General features: G+C 71.1%; 17 protein-coding genes. 4 read left to right on the forward strand and 13 right to left on the reverse strand.

What is annotated here, in order from left to right; genetic code table 11:
• Positions 1-17: 17 nt before the first annotated feature.
• The 4 genes from MUY22_RS48460 to MUY22_RS48470 form a co-directional block, all read right to left on the reverse strand.
• The gene (locus MUY22_RS48460) at positions 18-779 is read right to left on the reverse strand and encodes an SDR family NAD(P)-dependent oxidoreductase (protein WP_247055266.1); all 762 of its coding nucleotides are present in this window, start codon (positions 777-779) and stop codon (positions 18-20) included.
• Entirely contained in the window at positions 776-1,195 is a 420-nt protein-coding gene (locus MUY22_RS48465; protein ID WP_247055268.1) for a VOC family protein, read from the reverse strand. The genes MUY22_RS48460 and MUY22_RS48465 overlap by 4 nt, the downstream gene beginning before the upstream one ends.
• A gap of 115 nt (positions 1,196-1,310) precedes the next feature.
• Positions 1,311-1,436, reverse strand: coding sequence for a hypothetical protein (locus tag MUY22_RS49590; RefSeq protein WP_256475229.1), 126 nt, complete (start codon positions 1,434-1,436; stop codon positions 1,311-1,313).
• Positions 1,436-2,791, reverse strand: a complete 1,356-nt coding sequence (locus MUY22_RS48470; protein ID WP_247055270.1) for an OFA family MFS transporter — start codon at positions 2,789-2,791, stop codon at positions 1,436-1,438. The genes MUY22_RS49590 and MUY22_RS48470 overlap by 1 nt, the downstream gene beginning before the upstream one ends.
• Before the next feature lie 103 nt (positions 2,792-2,894).
• On the opposite strand from MUY22_RS48470, the gene fdhD reads away from it, so the two are divergent.
• Entirely contained in the window at positions 2,895-3,719 is an 825-nt protein-coding gene (fdhD, locus tag MUY22_RS48475) for a formate dehydrogenase accessory sulfurtransferase FdhD (RefSeq protein WP_247055272.1), read from the forward strand.
• Positions 3,720-3,740: 21 nt separating this feature from the next.
• Here fdhD and MUY22_RS48480 read toward each other — a convergent pair whose 3' ends face one another.
• A complete protein-coding gene (locus MUY22_RS48480; RefSeq protein ID WP_247055274.1) occupies positions 3,741-5,183 on the reverse strand; it encodes a carotenoid oxygenase family protein in 1,443 nt (480 codons plus the stop codon).
• A 73-nt stretch (positions 5,184-5,256) separates the two neighbouring features.
• On the opposite strand from MUY22_RS48480, the gene MUY22_RS48485 reads away from it, so the two are divergent.
• Positions 5,257-5,964 (forward strand): TetR/AcrR family transcriptional regulator, encoded by a 708-nt coding sequence (locus MUY22_RS48485; RefSeq protein WP_247055276.1) that lies wholly within the window; start codon positions 5,257-5,259, stop codon positions 5,962-5,964.
• A 266-nt stretch (positions 5,965-6,230) separates the two neighbouring features.
• Positions 6,231-7,151, forward strand: coding sequence for an alpha/beta hydrolase family protein (locus tag MUY22_RS48490; protein WP_247064494.1), 921 nt, complete (start codon positions 6,231-6,233; stop codon positions 7,149-7,151).
• Positions 7,152-7,179: 28 nt separating this feature from the next.
• On the opposite strand, the gene MUY22_RS48495 is transcribed toward MUY22_RS48490, so the two are convergent.
• The 7 genes from MUY22_RS48495 to MUY22_RS48525 all read right to left on the reverse strand — a co-directional run bounded on the left by MUY22_RS48495 (position 7,180) and on the right by MUY22_RS48525 (position 13,686).
• Entirely contained in the window at positions 7,180-8,100 is a 921-nt protein-coding gene (locus tag MUY22_RS48495) for an anti-sigma factor RsbA family regulatory protein (protein ID WP_247055279.1), read from the reverse strand.
• Between the two features lie 56 nt (positions 8,101-8,156).
• Positions 8,157-8,432: a hypothetical protein gene (locus MUY22_RS48500; RefSeq protein ID WP_247055281.1), complete on the reverse strand. Its 276-nt coding sequence runs from the start codon at positions 8,430-8,432 to the stop codon at positions 8,157-8,159.
• 192 nt (positions 8,433-8,624) lie between these two features.
• On the reverse strand, positions 8,625-9,920 hold the full coding sequence (gene clpX, locus MUY22_RS48505; protein WP_247055283.1) for an ATP-dependent Clp protease ATP-binding subunit ClpX: 1,296 nt from the start codon (positions 9,918-9,920) through the stop codon (positions 8,625-8,627).
• A gap of 231 nt (positions 9,921-10,151) precedes the next feature.
• A complete protein-coding gene (locus MUY22_RS48510) occupies positions 10,152-10,805 on the reverse strand; it encodes an ATP-dependent Clp protease proteolytic subunit (RefSeq protein WP_247055285.1) in 654 nt (217 codons plus the stop codon).
• A 25-nt stretch (positions 10,806-10,830) separates the two neighbouring features.
• Positions 10,831-11,436, reverse strand: a complete 606-nt coding sequence (locus tag MUY22_RS48515) for a ClpP family protease (protein WP_247055287.1) — start codon at positions 11,434-11,436, stop codon at positions 10,831-10,833.
• 138 nt (positions 11,437-11,574) lie between these two features.
• On the reverse strand, positions 11,575-12,966 hold the full coding sequence (gene tig / locus MUY22_RS48520; RefSeq protein ID WP_247055289.1) for a trigger factor: 1,392 nt from the start codon (positions 12,964-12,966) through the stop codon (positions 11,575-11,577).
• 129 nt (positions 12,967-13,095) lie between these two features.
• A complete protein-coding gene (locus MUY22_RS48525; protein ID WP_247055292.1) occupies positions 13,096-13,686 on the reverse strand; it encodes a TetR/AcrR family transcriptional regulator in 591 nt (196 codons plus the stop codon).
• A 138-nt stretch (positions 13,687-13,824) separates the two neighbouring features.
• On the opposite strand from MUY22_RS48525, the gene MUY22_RS48530 reads away from it, so the two are divergent.
• Positions 13,825-15,915: a fatty acid desaturase gene (locus MUY22_RS48530; RefSeq protein ID WP_247055294.1), complete on the forward strand. Its 2,091-nt coding sequence runs from the start codon at positions 13,825-13,827 to the stop codon at positions 15,913-15,915.
• Positions 15,916-15,930: 15 nt separating this feature from the next.
• Here MUY22_RS48530 and MUY22_RS48535 read toward each other — a convergent pair whose 3' ends face one another.
• A complete protein-coding gene (locus tag MUY22_RS48535; protein WP_247055296.1) occupies positions 15,931-16,545 on the reverse strand; it encodes a hypothetical protein in 615 nt (204 codons plus the stop codon).
• Between the last annotated feature and the right edge of the window lie 134 nt (positions 16,546-16,679).

A 16,679-nucleotide genomic window follows, 5' to 3' on the forward strand; every position in this document is an offset into this window, starting at 1 on the left:
TGCACGGGTGAGCCACGTCACATGCGCAGGTGGGACGCGCCGTTGAGGTCGAGGATCGCGCCGGACGCCCAGGTCGCGTCGGCGGAAGCCAGGTACAGCACGGCCGCCGCGACCTCCTCGGGCGTGCCGACCCGGCCGAACGGGCTCTGCGCGCGCAACGCGTCGTCGATGCGGTCCAGCTGGCGCTCGGTGGCGGTGAAGCCGGGCGCCACGGACGTCACCGCGATCCCGTGCGGCGCCAGCGACACGGCGAGGGACTGGCCGAACGCGTGCAGGGCGGCCTTGCTCGCGCCGTACGCCGGGTTGTCGGGCTCGCCGCGGAACGCGCCGCGTGAGCCGACGTTGACGATCCGGCCGGGCACCCCGCGGGTCATCAGGTGCCGGGCGACGCAGTAGCTGAGGTTGGCCGCGCCCAGCAGGTTGACGTCGACCGTGTGCCGCCAGATCCGCTGCCAGTCCGCGTAGGACACCCCGGTGACGGGGTGGGCCGTCTCCGGCGTCGGCGCGACACCCGCGTTGTTCACCAGGATGTCGACGCCGCCGAGCCCGGCCTCGGCCGTGTCGGCGATCCGCTGGGCGGCCGCCGGGTCGGCGAGGTCGCCGGTGACGAGCACGTGCCCGTCACCGGGCAGGGCGGCGAGCGTCGCCTCGGCGTCCGCCCGCCGGGTGCCGTAGTGGACGGCGACGCGGTGGCCGTTCGCCGCGAAGGCGCCGGCCACCGCGCGCCCGATGCCGCGGGACGCCCCGGTGACGAGGACGCCGTTCCCGGGTCCGCTCACAGCGCGAACAACTGCGACTCGTCGCGGAACGCCTTGAACTCCAGGGCGTTCCCGGCCGGGTCGTGCAGGAACATCGTCCACTGCTCACCCGGCTCGCCGGCGAAGCGCTGGTAGGGCTCGATGACGAACTCGGTGCCCGCGTCACGCAGCCGTCCGGCCAGGACGTGGAAGTCCTCGACGGTCAGCACCAGCCCGAAGTGCGGCACCGGGACGTCGTGGCCGTCGACGGGGTTGCGCCCGGCTTCGGCACGCGCCCCGGCGACGACGTGGGTGACGACCTGGTGGCCGCGGAAGTCCCAGTCGACCCACTTGTCGGCGGAACGGCCTTCGCTCAGGCCGAGCACACCGCCGTAGAAGGCGCGGGCGCGGCCCAAGTCGTCGACGGGGATGGCGAGGTGGAAGGCGGGACGGGTCACAGCGGTCCTCCAACAGGGTCGGCTGTCACCAGCCTGGAGCGATAATGTCTTAATGTCAACATTGAGACATCAAAGGTGTGCCCGGGACCACTCGCGGTGGTCCCGGGCACACCGGTCAGCCGAAGAGCTGCACCAGTTTCAGGAACAGCTGGTAGACGCCGTAGCCGAAGGGCAGCACGACCCACGCCCAGGCCAGCACGATCAGCGGGACGCGGTTGGGCCCGGTTTTCTGCTCGCTCATCACGCCTCGCTCTTCGCGGTCTCGCCCGCCGCGGCGGGTTCGTGGAACTTCGCCTGCACCGGCCGCACCAGTTCGTTGGCCACGAAGCCGACCACCAGCAGGCCGATCATGATGTAGAACGACGTCGCGTAGAGGTCCGGGCCGGACTTGCCGGCCGACTTCTCGCTGTCGGCGATGGCGTTGACGATCAGCGGGCCGAGCACACCGGCGACCGACCACGCCGTGAGCAGCCGGCCGTGGATCGCGCCGACCTGGTAGGTGCCGAAGAGGTCCTTCAGGTACGCCGGGATCGTCGCGAACCCGCCGCCGTAGAACGACAGGATCACCATGGCGCACAGGATGAACACGAGCTTCGACGAATTCGACGTCAGCGCGATCACCAGGTACAGCACCGCGCCGACACCGAGGTAGGTGCGGTAGATGTTCTTGCGCCCGATCGCGTCCGATGTGGACGACCAGACGAACCGGCCGAGCATGTTGCACAGCGACAGCAGCGCGACGAACCCGGCCGCCGCGGCCGCGCCGACCGGCGTCGAGGTGCCCTTGAAGAAGTCCACGATCATCGGGGACGCCTTCTCCAGGATCCCGATGCCCGCGGTCACGTTGAAGCACAGCACCACCCACAGCAGCCAGAACTGCGGCGTCTTGATGGCGTTGGCCGCCGAGACGTTCGCGGTGGAGATCATCGCCGTGCCGTGGTCGGTCTTCGGCTCCCAGCCCGCCGGCTTCCAGCCGTCGGCCGGGACCCGCACGATCAGCCAGCCGAGCGACATGAACGCCGCGTAGACGACGCCGTGGACCAGGAACGCCGTCGCGATGCTGCCGGTGGTCGGCGTGGTGCCGATCATCGACGACGACCACGGCGACGCGATCAGCGCGCCGCCGCCGAAGCCCATGATGGCGATGCCGGTGGCCATGCCCGGCCGGTCCGGGAACCACTTGATCAGCGTCGAAACCGGGGAAATGTAGCCGATTCCGAGGCCGACGCCGCCGATCGCGCCGTATCCGACGACGACGAGCCAGAACTGCCCGGTCGCGACACCGAGTGCCGAGACGAGGAATCCGGTGGCGAAGCAGCACATCGAGACGAACATGGCCCAGCGCGGGCCGTTCTTCTCGACGAGCGTGCCGCCGAACGCGGCGGACAGCCCGAGCATGACGATGCCGAGCTGGAACGGCAGCGAACTCTGCGTGCCGGTGAGGTGCATCGTCTTTTCGAGCGGGGTCTTGAAGACGCTCCACGCGTAGGCCTGCCCGATCGACAGGTGCACCGAGAGGGCCGCCGGGGGCACCAGCCAGCGCGTCCAGCCTGGGGGTGCGACGATCCGGGAACGGTCCAGGAAGCCGAGAGCCATCGGATCCCTCCGTAGAGTGGGGATGATGGAGGGAATGTATTACTAAATACCCGGTGTTGCACCATGCGAGTGTCAAACTTTCCGACGGCGAAGGGTGCGAGCGATGGGCAGGGTGACCGTGCGGCGGCCGGTGCGGCGGATCACCGCGACCGGGGACCGGCGGCGTCCCGACTCGCTGGCCGCCGAAGAACCCCTCGAGCTGCGGGTCGGCGGCCGCGCCCTGTCGGTGACCATGCGCACCCCGGGCCACGACGTCGAACTGGCCCACGGCTTCCTGCTGTCCGAAGGCGTGATCGGCGGCCGCGAGGACATCGCGGTCGCCCGCTACTGCGACGGCGTCGACAACCAGGGCCGCAACACCTACAACGTCCTCGACATCGCGCTCGCGGCCGGCGTGCCGCCGCCGGACGTCGGCGTCGAGCGCAACTTCTACACGACGTCCTCGTGCGGGGTCTGCGGCAAGGCCGCGCTCGACGCGGTCAAGCTCAAGACGCGCTACTCCCCCGCCGGCGCCCCCTTCGCGGTGAAGAGCGAGACGCTCGCCACGCTGCCGGACGCGTTGCGCGCGCAGCAGAAGGTGTTCGCCAGCACCGGCGGGCTGCACGCGGCGGCCCTGTTCACCCCGGACGGCGGGATCGACGTCGTCCGCGAGGACGTCGGCCGGCACAACGCGGTCGACAAGGTGCTCGGCTGGGCCGTCATGGCGGGCCGGATCCCGGCGCCCGGACACGGCCTGCTGGTGTCCGGGCGGGTGTCGTTCGAGCTGGTGCAGAAAGCGGCGATGGCCGGGATCGGCTTGCTGGCCGCGGTGTCCGCGCCGTCGTCACTGGCCGTCGAACTGGCCGAGGAGAACGGCATGACGCTCATCGGCTTCCTGCGCGGCGAGTCGATGAACCTCTACACCGGCGACCACCGGGTCCTGACGTAGGAACACCGGCCGGCGCGATCCTCACGGCGTGGCCGGCACCCAGTTGCCGTGGAAGCCGTGGGGCACCCGGTCCGGCAGGTGGACCGCGGCCACCGTCTCCAGCGTTCCCGCGTCGAGCAGGGTCAGGTCGCTGCGCTGCGTCGCCGGGTCGAAGACGAAGCCGATCAGGACGCCGTCGTCCTCGGCCGCGTCGTCGTGGCACGGGACGAACACGAACTCGCCGGGCTGACGTCCGCCGCCGAACGCGCGCTCCTGCGCCGAGCCGGTCCGGAAGTCGTGCTTGAACAGCGAGCCGGCCGGGGTCGCGCCGCCGTCCGTGGCGATCGCGTAGCCGTAGCGGTGGCGGCGGCCGACGAGCCGCTCGTCCACGCGCGGGAACTCCTGGCCGCGGTCGTCGAGGCGCTCCTCGATGACCTTCCCGGCGGCGAGGTCGACGGTCCAGCGGTCCAGCGTCGGGCCGCCCTCGTCCGGGCCGTGCAGCTCGCGGTCGAACATCCGCGGGTGGCGGACGACCTCCAGGACGATGTCGTCGCCGTCGTCGTAGGCGTTGAGCGGGTGGAAGACGTAGCAGGGCTCGACGTCGAACCAGCGGACGTCGCCGTTGCCGCCTTCGCGCGGCATGACGCCGATCCGCGCCGGGTACTTCGGGTCCCAGCGGTAGGGCAGGCCGCCGTTCGCGCCGATCTTGCGGGCCATCATCGCGGACACCGGGTCCGGCACGCGCACCTTGCCGACCATCGCCGAGAGCACCAGCTTCGCGGGGGTGCGCAGCGCGCTGGGCACGTTGGCGGCCACGGCCATCTCGGCGTTGAACGTCACGGGCAGGTCGTAGAACACGACGTACCGCTCGGTCAGGGAGAAGTCGTGCATCATCGGCGAGCCGGTGACCTCGACGTCGACCGTGCGGCGGGCGTGGCCGGCGGCGTCGATCACGGAGTACTGGACCTTGTTGCCCATGCCGAAGAAGTACGAGACGGCGTGCAGCTCGCCGGTGCGCGGGTCGCGCTTCGGGTGGGCGGTGTAGCCGCCGGGGAGCGTGCCGTCGAAGTCGCAGCGGCCGGCGGTGTCGAGCTCGTCGGTCAGCTCGTAGATCGGCGCGCCCGCCTCGACCAGTGCGAGGGTCTTGCCGGCGTGGCCGATGACGTTGGTGTTGGCGCCCAGCGCGTCGAGCCCGCAGAAGCGGCTCGCGTCCTCGCCGTTCAGCGTCGCCGTGACCGACGGGTTGCGCACCCAGCGGTTGCGGTACCACTCGGCCTTGCCGTCGCGCAGGCGGACGCCGTGGACCATGCCGTCGCCCATGAACCAGTGGTAGGCCGCCGGGTCCACTTCGGACAGCGGGTTCGGGCCGTTGCGCAGGTAACGGCCGTCGAGGAAGTCCGGGATCGACCCCGTGACGGCCAGCTCGGTGATCGTGTGTTCCCGGCTGACCGGGGCGAAGTTGCCTTCGAGGAACTTGGTGCCCATGGCTGACCCCTCAGAACGTGCCATAACTCGGTTATAGCTTCATTTATAACAGGGTTATGGGATACTGGCAAGCATGAGCCCGAAACCGCGCGCGACCGAAGTCAAGGACCGGCTCGTCGACGCCGCCATCCGGCTGCTCGACGACGGCGGCCCCGAGTCGCTGCAGGCCCGCAAGCTGGCCGCGGAGGTCGGCGTCTCGACGATGGCCGTCTACACGCACTTCGGGGGCATGGCGGCGCTGGTCGACGAGGTGGCGCGGGTGGGGTTCCTGCGGCTGTCGGCGTGGCTGGGCGCGGTCACGGCGACCGACGACCCGGTGGCGGACATCTTCTCCCTGGCCCGCACCTACCGGCAGGCCGTCGCCGAGCAGCCGCAGCTGTTCGCCGTGACGTTCGGGCAGAGCGCACCCGGCGGCAAGCGCGCGACGCTCTCCGACCTCACCACCGAAGAGGGTCGTGAAGCCGCCCAGGAGGGCCTGGAGGCGTTCGAGCACATCGTCCGGGCGACCGAACGGGCCATCGAGGCCGGACGGTTCCGGCCGGCCGACAAGTACCAGGCGGCGGCGCAGTTGTGGAGCGCACTGCACGGTTTCGTCACATTGGAGGCGTCCGGGCACTTCGGGCCCGGCGAACAGGGTATAGACCACATCTTGATACCCCTGGGCATCACCCTCGCGGTGGGGCTCGGGGACACTGTGGACCAGGCCGGACGCTCGTCCGAGGCCGCGAAAGCGGCTTGGCGCGCGCGAATCGGAAACGCCGGGCAAGGTGGGAACGACTAACCCGGCGGAGGACAGGACGCGGGGGAACGCGGAGCGGGTGCGCGGCGTCCCAGGAAGTGGCAAGCGGGGGACGGAGACAGGTGAACGAGGAAGACGGGGACCGGGGCGACGCGCAGCGGCCCGAGGCCGAGCCTCAGGCCGCGGCCGGGGCACGCCCTGACGCGGTTTCCGGGGCCGGGGCAGGCTCTGAAGCACCGCTCAACGAAGACGACCGCACGCCTACCGAGCCGGCTGGAGCCGACGAGGGTGTCGAGGCGCCGCCGACGTTGGGGAGCGCGGCGGTCCGGGACGCTCGGCGGTGGCTGAGCCGCCGTTCGGTGCTGATCGCGGGGGCGTCCGGGGTGGCCGTGGCCGGTCTCGCCGCGGGCACCGCCACCGGCAAGCTGCCCTTTAGCCAGGCCCTGCAGCGGGCGCTGGGCGTGGCGTCCTCGAACCCGACGACCCAGCTCGGCAGCACGCGCGTCGAGCGCGTCTACTCCGCGGCTCGCGGCCGGATGGTCGACCTCGTTTTCCTGCTGCCGTCGAAGACCCCGCCGCGCGGGCTGCCGATGTCGCTGATGCTGCACGGCCTGCACGGCAACGCCCGCAGCGCGGCCCCGACCGGCACCCTCAAGCAGCTCTCCAGCGACGTCGCCCGCAAGGCCGTCCCGGCGTACGGCTTCGTGGCCGTCGACGGCGGCGACAACTACTGGCACCAGGTGCACCCGAACGACGACCCGATGGCGATGCTGCTCGAAGAGGTCCCCCAGTGGCTCCGCGCGCGCGGCTTCGCGGGTGACACCGGCCAGCCGTTCGCCTGCACGGGCGTCTCGATGGGCGGGTTCGGCGCGCTGCTGTACACCCGCCGCCGGGTGGAACGCCGCCAGCCGCCCGCGGCGGTCGCCACGCTGGCGCCGGCCCTCATCACGAACTGGCCGGAGATGGCGAAGCGCCACATCTTCACGGGCATGGAGGACTGGGTGTCCCTCGACCCGCTGCGCCACATCGCCGAGACGGCGAGCGTCCCGAACGCCATCTGGTGCGGCACGGAGGACTCGTTCATCACCGGCGTCCGCCGCTACATCGACGTCGCCCACCCGGCGGTCGCCCACACGGCCCACGGCAAGCACGGGGACACGTTCAACAAGACGGTCGTGCCCAGCCTGGTCAGCTTCCTGGGCAAGCACGTCCCCCGCACCACCGCCTGACCCCGCGTCCCTGGAGGGCCGGGGGCCTTCAGCAGCGGAAGTGGACCCGGGTCGTCGTGCGGCCCGGGACCCAGTACGTGCGGACCAGGTCGGCCAGGCGGTTGACCAGCAGCAACCCGCGCCCGCCGAGGGTGGCGGCCGGGGGTGGGACGCGGCCGGCCAGTGGCTCGGTGATCGTGCCGTCGTCGGTGACCTCCGCGACGACGTGCTCGTCCTCCGCCCACAGCCGCAGGATGCCGGTGCCGCCGCCGTAGAGCACGCTGTTCGTGGTCAGCTCGGCGATCGCCAGCGCGAAGTCGTCCCGGCGCGGGCGGCGCAGGCCGTGGCGGGCCGCCCAGATCTCCGTGAAGCCGCGCAACGTCGCCAGCTGGCCCACGCCGAACTCGCGCTCGACGGCGGCCGCCGGGGACTCGAGGGGCCGGGTGAGGTCGGCGCGGACGCGGTCGGGGTCGTAGTGCGGGCTGACCGACCGGCCCGTCGGTTCCCACAGCTCCGGGTGGGTGCGGCCGGCGTCGGCCAGGACACCGGGGGCCAGCGCCGCCGTGTCGTACGGGCAGAGGACCGCGACGGCCCGCCCCGCGAAGGCCGTGTTGATGAGCGCTTCGTGCAGCACGCAGGCCGGGTACTCGGCGGCGGTCCGGCCGGGCCAGACCGGCTCGACCACGATCCGCACCGGGCCCACGTGTTCGCCCGCGAAGGCGAGCAGGACCGTCGGCAGGATCGCGCCGGGGTTGCGGCCCGCTTGGTGCAGGTCGATCAGCCGGACTTCGCCCGAACGGGGGCCGAGGGCCTTCTCGGCGAGCAGGAGGTTGCGGCCGGGAACGGCGATGGCGACCGGTTCGCCCCGGTCGAGGCCTTCGAGGAGGAACGGAACGACGCCGTCCAAGTACTCACTGTCACCACGGTAGAACAAGGCCGGATGCCGAAACGGGGTCAGGGCATCTACCACGGGAGGGTGCTACCCCGGCGCCGTGAACTTCAAACGGACCGGGCGGAGGAATCCGGTCACTCCACCCAGCGGCCGACGACGGCGATGAGCCAGAAGCCCACGATCGTGGCGAGGCCGAAGAGGAGAACCCAGCTGAACAGCTGACGCCGGTCCCGGACGCCGCGGGCCTGCCAGAGGCCGTAGCCGGCGACGAGGAACAGCGGCACCGGGATCAGGGGCAACGGCGACAGCCGGGCGACCACGGCCACCACGCAGGTGCCGGTGCAGACGGCCAGCACGCCCATCAGGACGCGGTTCAGCCACCGGTACCGCTCGAAGGCGGACGCGATCACGCGTTCGCTCAGCTCACGGAACCCGAGCGGCCTCCCGGCCGGAGCGTCCCCGGCGGGTACCGGGGACGGCTCCGGCGGAGGCGGTGCCTGCACGCCTCCGCCAGGGGCCGTACCCCCGGTACCCGGGAAAGAGTCAGCAGTCATTCAGCTTTCCTGTCGGGTCTCCGGGCCGGGTGCCCGGAGACGGCCGGGTCAGGCCGACTTCTCGCCGCGCTCGCTGCGAGCGCGCCGAGTCGGCTGCCGGGCCACGATCGTCGGGTTCACGTTCTCCCGGACGGTCTGCTCGGTGATGACGACCTTCGCCACATCATCGCGGCTCGGGATGTCGTACATCACCGGCTGGAGCACTTCTTCCATGATGGCGCGCAGCCCGCGGGCACCGGTCCCGCGCAGGACCGCCTGGTCGGCGATCGCTTCGAGCGCGGTCTTGGTGAACTCGAGCTCGACGTTGTCCATCTCGAAGAGCTTCTTGTACTGCTTCACCAGGGCGTTGCGCGGCTGGGTGAGGATGCTGACCAGCGATTCCTTGTCCAGGTGACTGACCGTCGCCACGACCGGGAGCCGGCCGATGAACTCCGGGATCAGCCCGAACTTGATCAGGTCCTCGGGCATGGTGTCCGAGAAGACGTCGCTCTCCTCGATCTCGGACTTGGTGCGGATCTCCGCGCCGAAGCCGAGGCCACGCTTGCCGACCCGCTCGTTGATGATCTTCTCCAGCCCGGCGAACGCACCGGCCACGATGAACAGCACGTTCGTCGTGTCGATCTGGATGAACTCCTGGTGCGGGTGCTTCCGGCCGCCCTGCGGCGGGACGGAGGCGGTGGTGCCTTCGAGGATCTTCAGCAGCGCCTGCTGCACACCCTCGCCGGAGACGTCCCGCGTGATCGAGGGGTTCTCCGACTTGCGGGCGATCTTGTCGACCTCGTCGATGTAGATGATCCCGGTCTCGGCCCGCTTGACGTCGTAGTCCGCCGCCTGGATGAGCTTGAGCAGGATGTTCTCGACGTCCTCGCCGACGTACCCGGCTTCGGTGAGCGCCGTGGCGTCCGCGATCGCGAACGGGACGTTCAGCATCTTCGCCAGGGTCTGGGCGAGGTAGGTCTTGCCGCACCCGGTGGGGCCGAGCATCAGGATGTTCGACTTGGCGAGCTCGACGGACTCCTCCTTGGAGTCCTTGGGGCCGGCCTTGTCGTCCGCCTGGATCCGCTTGTAGTGGTTGTAGACCGCTACCGCGAGGGTCCGCTTGGCGTCGTTCTGGCCGATGATGTACTGCTCGAGGAACTCGTGGATGTCGGCGGGCTTGGGCAGCTCGTCGAGTTTGACGTCGCCGGCCTCGGCCAGCTCCTCCTCGATGATCTCATTGCAGAGGTCGATGCACTCATCGCAGATGTAGACCCCGGGGCCGGCAATGAGCTTCTTCACCTGCTTTTGGCTCTTCCCGCAGAAAGAACACTTCAGCAGGTCTCCGCCGTCACCGATCCGTGCCATGGCCGTTGACCTCGTCCCCTCCGGCGCGGTTGTCCGCGCCTGACGTGTGTTGCGACGGTGCGACCCCCCGGCCGCGAGCGACCGGGCGGAGCCTCACGCATTGCCACTGACGGTACCCGTCCGATGCCGTGGGCGGGAACACCCACGGGCACCGGGAGCACGTCAGAAGGACGACCCTAAACCAGAGTGCCGGTGTATGTCGTCTTCCTGACACACACCGGCCTGGCGGATCTACAGAGCCGACGCCTTACGGTACGGCAGCACTTCGTCGATGATGCCGTACGACTTGGCCTCTTCGGCCGTGAGGATCTTGTCCCGCTCGATGTCCTTGCGGATCTGATCCGGGTCCTTGCCGGTGTGCTTGCCGAGGATGACCTCCATCTGGCGCCGCACCCGCTGAATCTCGTTCGCCTGGATCTCCAGGTCCGAGACCTGGCCGTAGGTGCCCTCGGTGGCGGGCTGGTGGATCAGCACCCGCGAGTTGGGCAGCGCGTAGCGCTTGCCCGGGGTACCGGCCCCCAGCAGCACCGCGGCCGCGGAGGCGGCCTGGCCGAGGCAGTAGGTCTGGATGTCCGGGCGGACGAACTGCATCGTGTCGTAGATCGCCATCAGCGAGGTGAACGAGCCACCCGGCGAGTTGATGTAGATCAGGATGTCGCGGTCCGGGTCCTCGTGCTCGAGGTGCAGCAGCTGGGCCATCACGTCGTTGGCCGACGCGTCGTCCACCTGCACGCCGAGGAAGATGACGCGCTCCTCGTACAGCTTGTTGTACGGGTTCGACTCCTTGACGCCGTAGCTGGTGCGCTCGACGTACGACGGGAGGATGTACCGCGACTGGGGTGCAGAAGGGGCCCGGAAGTCACCCGGGAGCCTGAAGTTGCTCATGGTCAAGTCTCCTTGGTGCTTCGGCTCAGTTCGAGCCCGGACGGGCGATGTCGGCGGTGAGGACGTGGTCGACGAACCCGTAGTCCTTCGCCTCCTGCGCGGTGAACCAGCGGTCGCGGTCGCCGTCCGCGATGATCTGCTCGACCGTCTGCCCGGTCTGGTCCGCGGTGATCTGGGCCAGTTCGCGCTTCCACTTGTTGAACAGGTCGGCCTGGATCGCGATGTCCGAGGCCGTACCGCCGACGCCTGCCGACGGCTGGTGCATCAGGATCCGCGCGTGGGGCAGCGAGTACCGCTTGCCCGGCGTGCCCGAGGAGAGCAGGAACTGCCCCATCGAGGCCGCCATGCCCATCGCGTAGGTCGCGACGTCCGGGCGGATGAGCTGCATGGTGTCGTAGATCGCGAACCCGGCCGTGACCGAACCACCCGGCGAGTTGATGTAGAAGCGGATGTCGGACTCGGCGTCGTCCGCGTCGAGCAGCAACAGCTGCGCGGTGATCCGGTTGGCGATCTCGTCGTTCACCTCGGAACCGAGGACGACGATGCGCTCCTGGAGCAACCGCTCGAACACCGAGTCGGTGAGGGTGAGCCCTGCGGTTCCGGTCCGCGCCTCGGGCGTGTGCTGCGTCACGTCTGCCTGCCTTTTCGCCGACGGCGGTCTCGTGCTGACGACCGCCGCTGTCGTTTCAGATGCTTGAGATCTTGCAACCGACCCTAACGAACTTGGGCGGTGCAGAATGCCTGACACCGCCCAAGTTCGCTCACAGCTTCACTCCGCGGGAGTCTTCGCCGCCTCTTCGGTGGCCGGCGTCTCCTCGGTTGCGGCATCGGTGGCCGGTTCCTCGCCACCGAACAGCTCGGCGAGGTCGACCTCGGCACCCGAACCGTCGGTGACGGTCGCCTTCCGGACCACGGAGGCGAGCGCCTTGCCGCGGCGGACGTCGGCGTAGATCGCGGTCAGCTGGCCGGACTGCTGGGCGCGCTGGACGTACTCGTCCGGGCTGATCCCGAAGCGCTGGGCCTGGTAGATGATCCGCTCGGTCAGCTCGCCGTCGTTGACCGAGACCTCGTCCTTGTCGGCGATGGTGTCCAGCAGCAGCTGCGTGCGGACGGCCTTCTCCGCCTCGGTGCGGGTCTCCGCGTCGAACTCTTCCAGCGTGCGGCCTTCGGCCTCGAGGGCCTGGGCGAACTGGGCCTCGTCGTGGTCGAACGGGTGGATCGCGTCGTGCTTGCGGTTCTCGATCTCGGCGTCGAGCACCTTCTCCGGGATCGGCACCTCGGTGCGCTCGAGGAGCTCGTCGAGCACCTTGTCGCGCGCCTGGACGCCCTGCTGCATCTTCTTGACGCGGGCGAGCCGCTCGCGAAGGTCGGTCTTCAGCTCGTCGATCGTGTCGAACTCGCTGGCCATCTGGGCGAACTCGTCGTCGGCCTCCGGCAGCTCGCGCTGCTTGACCGACTGGACGGTCACGGTCACCTCGGCCGCCTTGCCGGCGTGGTCGCCGGCGACGAGCTCGGTGGTGAACGACCGGGTCTCGCCGGCGTTCGCGCCGACGATCGCCTCGTCGATGCCGTCCACGAGCTGGCCGGAGCCGATCTCGTAGGAGAGCCCGCTGGTGGCGGCCTCCTCGACGGCTTCACCTTCGACGGTCGCGGCCAGATCGATCGAGACGAAGTCGCCGGTCTCGGCCGGGCGCTCCACGCCGGTCAGCGTGCCGAAGCGGGCGCGCAGCTCGTCGAGCTGCTCGTCGACCTCCGCGTCGGTCAGCTCGACGTCGTCGACGGTGACCGCGAAGCCTTCGAGGTCGGGCAGCTCGATCTCCGGGCGCACGTCCACCTCGGCGGTGAACTCGAGGACGTCGCGGTCCTCGAGCTTCGTGACGTCGAACTCCGGGTTCCCGAGCGTGCGGACCTCGTTCTCGCGGACCGCCTCGATGTACTTCGCCGGGATGGCCTCGTTGACGACCTCGTCGAGCACCGGGCCACGCCCGATCCGGCTTTCCAGGACGCGAGCGGGCGCCTTGCCGGGCCGGAAGCCCGGGATGCGCACCTGCTGGGCGATCTTGCGGTAGGCGCGGTCGAAGTTCGGCTTGAGCTCGTCGAACGGCACCTCGACATTGATCTTGACTCGCGTCGGGCTCAGCTGCTCGACGGTGCTCTTCAAGGTCTTCTCCTCGAGCGGTAACGATTGTGGTGGACAATCCTGCGGAAATGCCCCCGGTCACCTGTCAGACCGGGACGTCCGAGTCTAGGCCAGTGGCCCGCGCCGCCCGGGCGGGGGCCACCTGCGGCGTCACGCGCCCAGCATGCGGCCGATCACCCAGCGCGTCTGGCCGCTCGCGTGCTCGACCGAGCCACTGGGCTGCACCAGGTGGGAAAGCAGCAGCCGCACGAAGGTCTCGACCGCGACCGGCCACTCGGACGCGGTCAGCGGGGCCTCGGGGTAGCGGCTCGAGAACAGCTCCGCCACGGCATCGACGGCGCGGCCGAGCACGGCCTCGGGCCGGGAGGTCAGCAGCGGGAGGAAGTCGTCGCGGCCGCCGGGCCGGCCGCCGAGCGCGAGGGCGGCCAGCGGGTTGCCGCGGGCGGTTTCGAGGGTCTCCCGGAAGGCGGCGGTGACGCCGTCGAGCGCCCGGCCGGGGTGCGCGGCGACGATCCGGGTGACGTGCTCGACGAACCGGTCGGTCTCGCGCGCCATCAGCGCCTCGGCGAGCTCGGCCTTGGACCCGAGTTCGTTGTAGACGGTCTGGCGGCTGACGCCGGCGTGCGCGGCCAGCTTGCCCATGGTGACGCCGGCCCAGCCGCCGGTGGTGGTGAGCTCGGCCGCCGCGGCCAGCAACCGCTCCCGGGTACTGGCCGGCGCGGTGCGGGTGACGGCGTTCACAGGCCGATCTTAGCCAGCGGTTCCGGTACCCAGGCCGGCACCTTTTTTCGAAGCGTGCCGCACCGTTTACAAAGCCCGGCGCGTTGTCTACGGTGACTCCCGCCTCACCAGGAGCTTCTCGACCGAGGAGACCGTGCGATGTCCGTCGTCGACACTCCGGCGCGCGGCTCCCTGGAGCCCGCGCGCGGGCTCCCGTCCCCCCGCGCGGTCCCCGCTCCCCGGCTCCCGCTGCCTTCCGTCTCGGTGCCCGCGGTGCTGCTGTTCGCCGGCGCCCTCGCGGTCTGGGTGACGTCGACGTGGCTGCTGCCGGCCGGGCTGGTGCCGGCCGTCGTGACCGTGGTGCTGAACACCGCCGTCACCTTCGCGATGTACACCGTGGTGCACGAATCGGCGCACCACTCGGCCGGGAAGCTCACCTGGGTCAACGAAACGCTCGGCCGGCTGGCCGTCCTGTTCGTCGCGGCGTACGCGTCGTTCCCGTCGCTGCGGTACGTCCACGGTGAACACCACCGCCACACGAACGCGTCGGTCCGCGCCGACCCGGACGCCTGGACGTCACGCGGCCCGGCCTGGCTGCTGCCGCTGCGCTGGCTGACCCTCGACGTCTCCTACGCGCGCTGCTACGTCTCGCGGCTGCGCGTCCGGCCGCCGCACGAGCTGGCCGAGACGCTGGTGGTGCTGTCGGTGGCCGTGTCCGCCGGGGTCGCGCTGGTCGCGGCCGGCCACGGCCCGGAGCTGGTGCTCGTCTACCTGCTGCCGCAACGGCTCGGGGTCGGCCTGCTCGCCTGGGCGTTCGGCTGGCTGCCGCACCACGGGCTGCCCGCCGCGGGACCGCGCGGCCGGTTCGGCACCACCCGCGTGCGCGTCGGCCTCGACCGGCTGCTCACGCCCGTGCTGCTGGCGCAGAACCTGCACCTGGTGCACCACCTGCACCCGGCCGTCCCGTTCCACCGGTACCGCCGGGTCTGGCTCGACAACCGCGAGGCCTACCTGGCCCGCGACGTCCCGATCAGCACGGTGTGGGGCCGGGACCTGACGACGGCGCAGTACCGGGCGGAGGCGGGCCTCACCGGCGGGCCGGACGACGCCGTCCCCGCGCCCGCGCCGCCGCCCCCGGGACCGAGCCGGTTCCACCGGCTGCGCGTCGCCGACGTGCGCCCGCTGACCGCCGACGCCGTCGCCGTGACCTTCGACGTCCCGCCGGACCTGGCCGCGGAGTACCGCTTCACGCCCGGGCAGCACGTCGCCGTGCGCGCGGTGCTGGACGGGCAGCCGGTGCGGCGGACGTACTCGATCTGCGCCCCGGCCGGTTCGGGCGACCTGCGGATCGTGGTGAAGAGACGCCCGGGCGGCGCATTCTCCGGCTTCGCGACCACGGCGCTGACGGCCGGGCAGTTCCTCGACGTGCTCCCGCCGTCGGGCGGCTTCACGCTCGTCCCGGACCCGGCGCGCAGCGCGCACTACGTCGCGCTGGCCGCGGGCAGCGGCATCACGCCGGTGCTGTCCATCGTGGTCAGCGCGTTGCGGGCGGAGCCGCACAGCCGGGCGACGTTGTTGTACGTCAACACTTCCGGCGCGACGACGCTCTTCGCCGCGGAGCTGACGACGCTCGCGGAGGGGTTCGGCGGGCGGCTGCACGTCGTCCACTACCGCACCGACGAGCGCGACCCGGACCTGCACGCGCACCGGCCGGTCCGGCACTTCGACGCGGTCGGCGAGGCGCTGGCCATCTCCCACGAGCGGTACCAGCGCGGCCGCCTCGACGGCACGCGGCTGCGCGCGCTGCTGCAGAACCGGCTCCACCCGGCGAAGGTCGACGAGTGGTTCCTGTGCGGCCCGCGCGGCCTGACCGACCTGGCGCGGCGGACGCTCGCCGACGCAGACGTCCCGGAGGAGGACGTCCACTTCGAACTCTTCCGCGGCGCGGCGCCCCTGCGCGACCCGGCGGGCTTCCCGGCCGAGGTGACGGTGACGCTGGGCGCCACGACGACGCGGATCGCCGCGCGGGCCGGGGAAACGGTGCTGGACGCGGCGTTGCGGGCCGGGTTCGAGGTGCCGTACTCGTGCACCGGCGGCGCGTGCGGCACCTGCCGGGCGACGCTCCTGCAGGGCCAGGTCGACATGGACGTCCGCTACGCCCTCACGGTGGACGACGTCGCGGTGGGCCGGATCCTGACGTGCCGCGCCCGCGCGACGACCCCGGAGGTCGCGGTCGACTACGACCGCTGACCCCCGGGACGCGCGTCAGCCCGTGGGCGGCTGCCCCTGTTGTCCCTGGCCCTGCTGCCCTTGCCGGCCTTGTCCCGCGCCGGTGGTGCCTTCGGTCACCGCGGTCGCCGTCGCCGCGGTGCCCGACTCCGTGGCCACCACCGTGACCGTGTCGCCGGACGCCACGCCCGTCGCCTGGGCGGCGGTGATCGTGTACGTCTTCGAGAAGCCGTCGTCGCTCTGGGCGGTCAGCGACGTCGCGCTCAGCGCCGTCACCTTGCCGGTCTGCATGATCTTCGTGACGTAGCCACCGTTCCCGTCCGAAGCGACGTACTCGCCGTGCAGCGCCGAACCCAGCCCGCCCGCGCCGCCGGGGCCGCCCTGGGTCCCGCCGGGGCCGCCTTGCACGCCGCCCGGGCCGGCCGCGCTGTCCGTGCTGGCGGACGACGACGAAGCGGCCCAGATCGCCGCTCCCCCGCCGGCCACGATCACGGCCGCGACGGCCCCCGCGGCGACCTTCTTGCCGGTGGACCAGGCCGGGCGCGCGGGGCCGGGCGCACCGCCCCAGCCGCCGTCCGGGGCGGCGGGCGCGGCACCCCACGCCGGGTCCGAAGTGGACGGTGTCTGCTGCGGGGCCTGCGGTGTGGTCATGGTGTTGCTCCTTCACGGGATGCGTTGCCGCAACCCACAGTCCGGCCCCACGCTGTGTGCGCACTGTGCTGACCGTCAGCCGTTCCTGTGACCGGAGGAACCGGACATCCCGCACCGGGCCGATCACCGCACAG

The organism is Amycolatopsis sp. WQ 127309 (genome assembly GCF_023023025.1).
In the GTDB taxonomy this organism is placed as follows: domain Bacteria; phylum Actinomycetota; class Actinomycetes; order Mycobacteriales; family Pseudonocardiaceae; genus Amycolatopsis.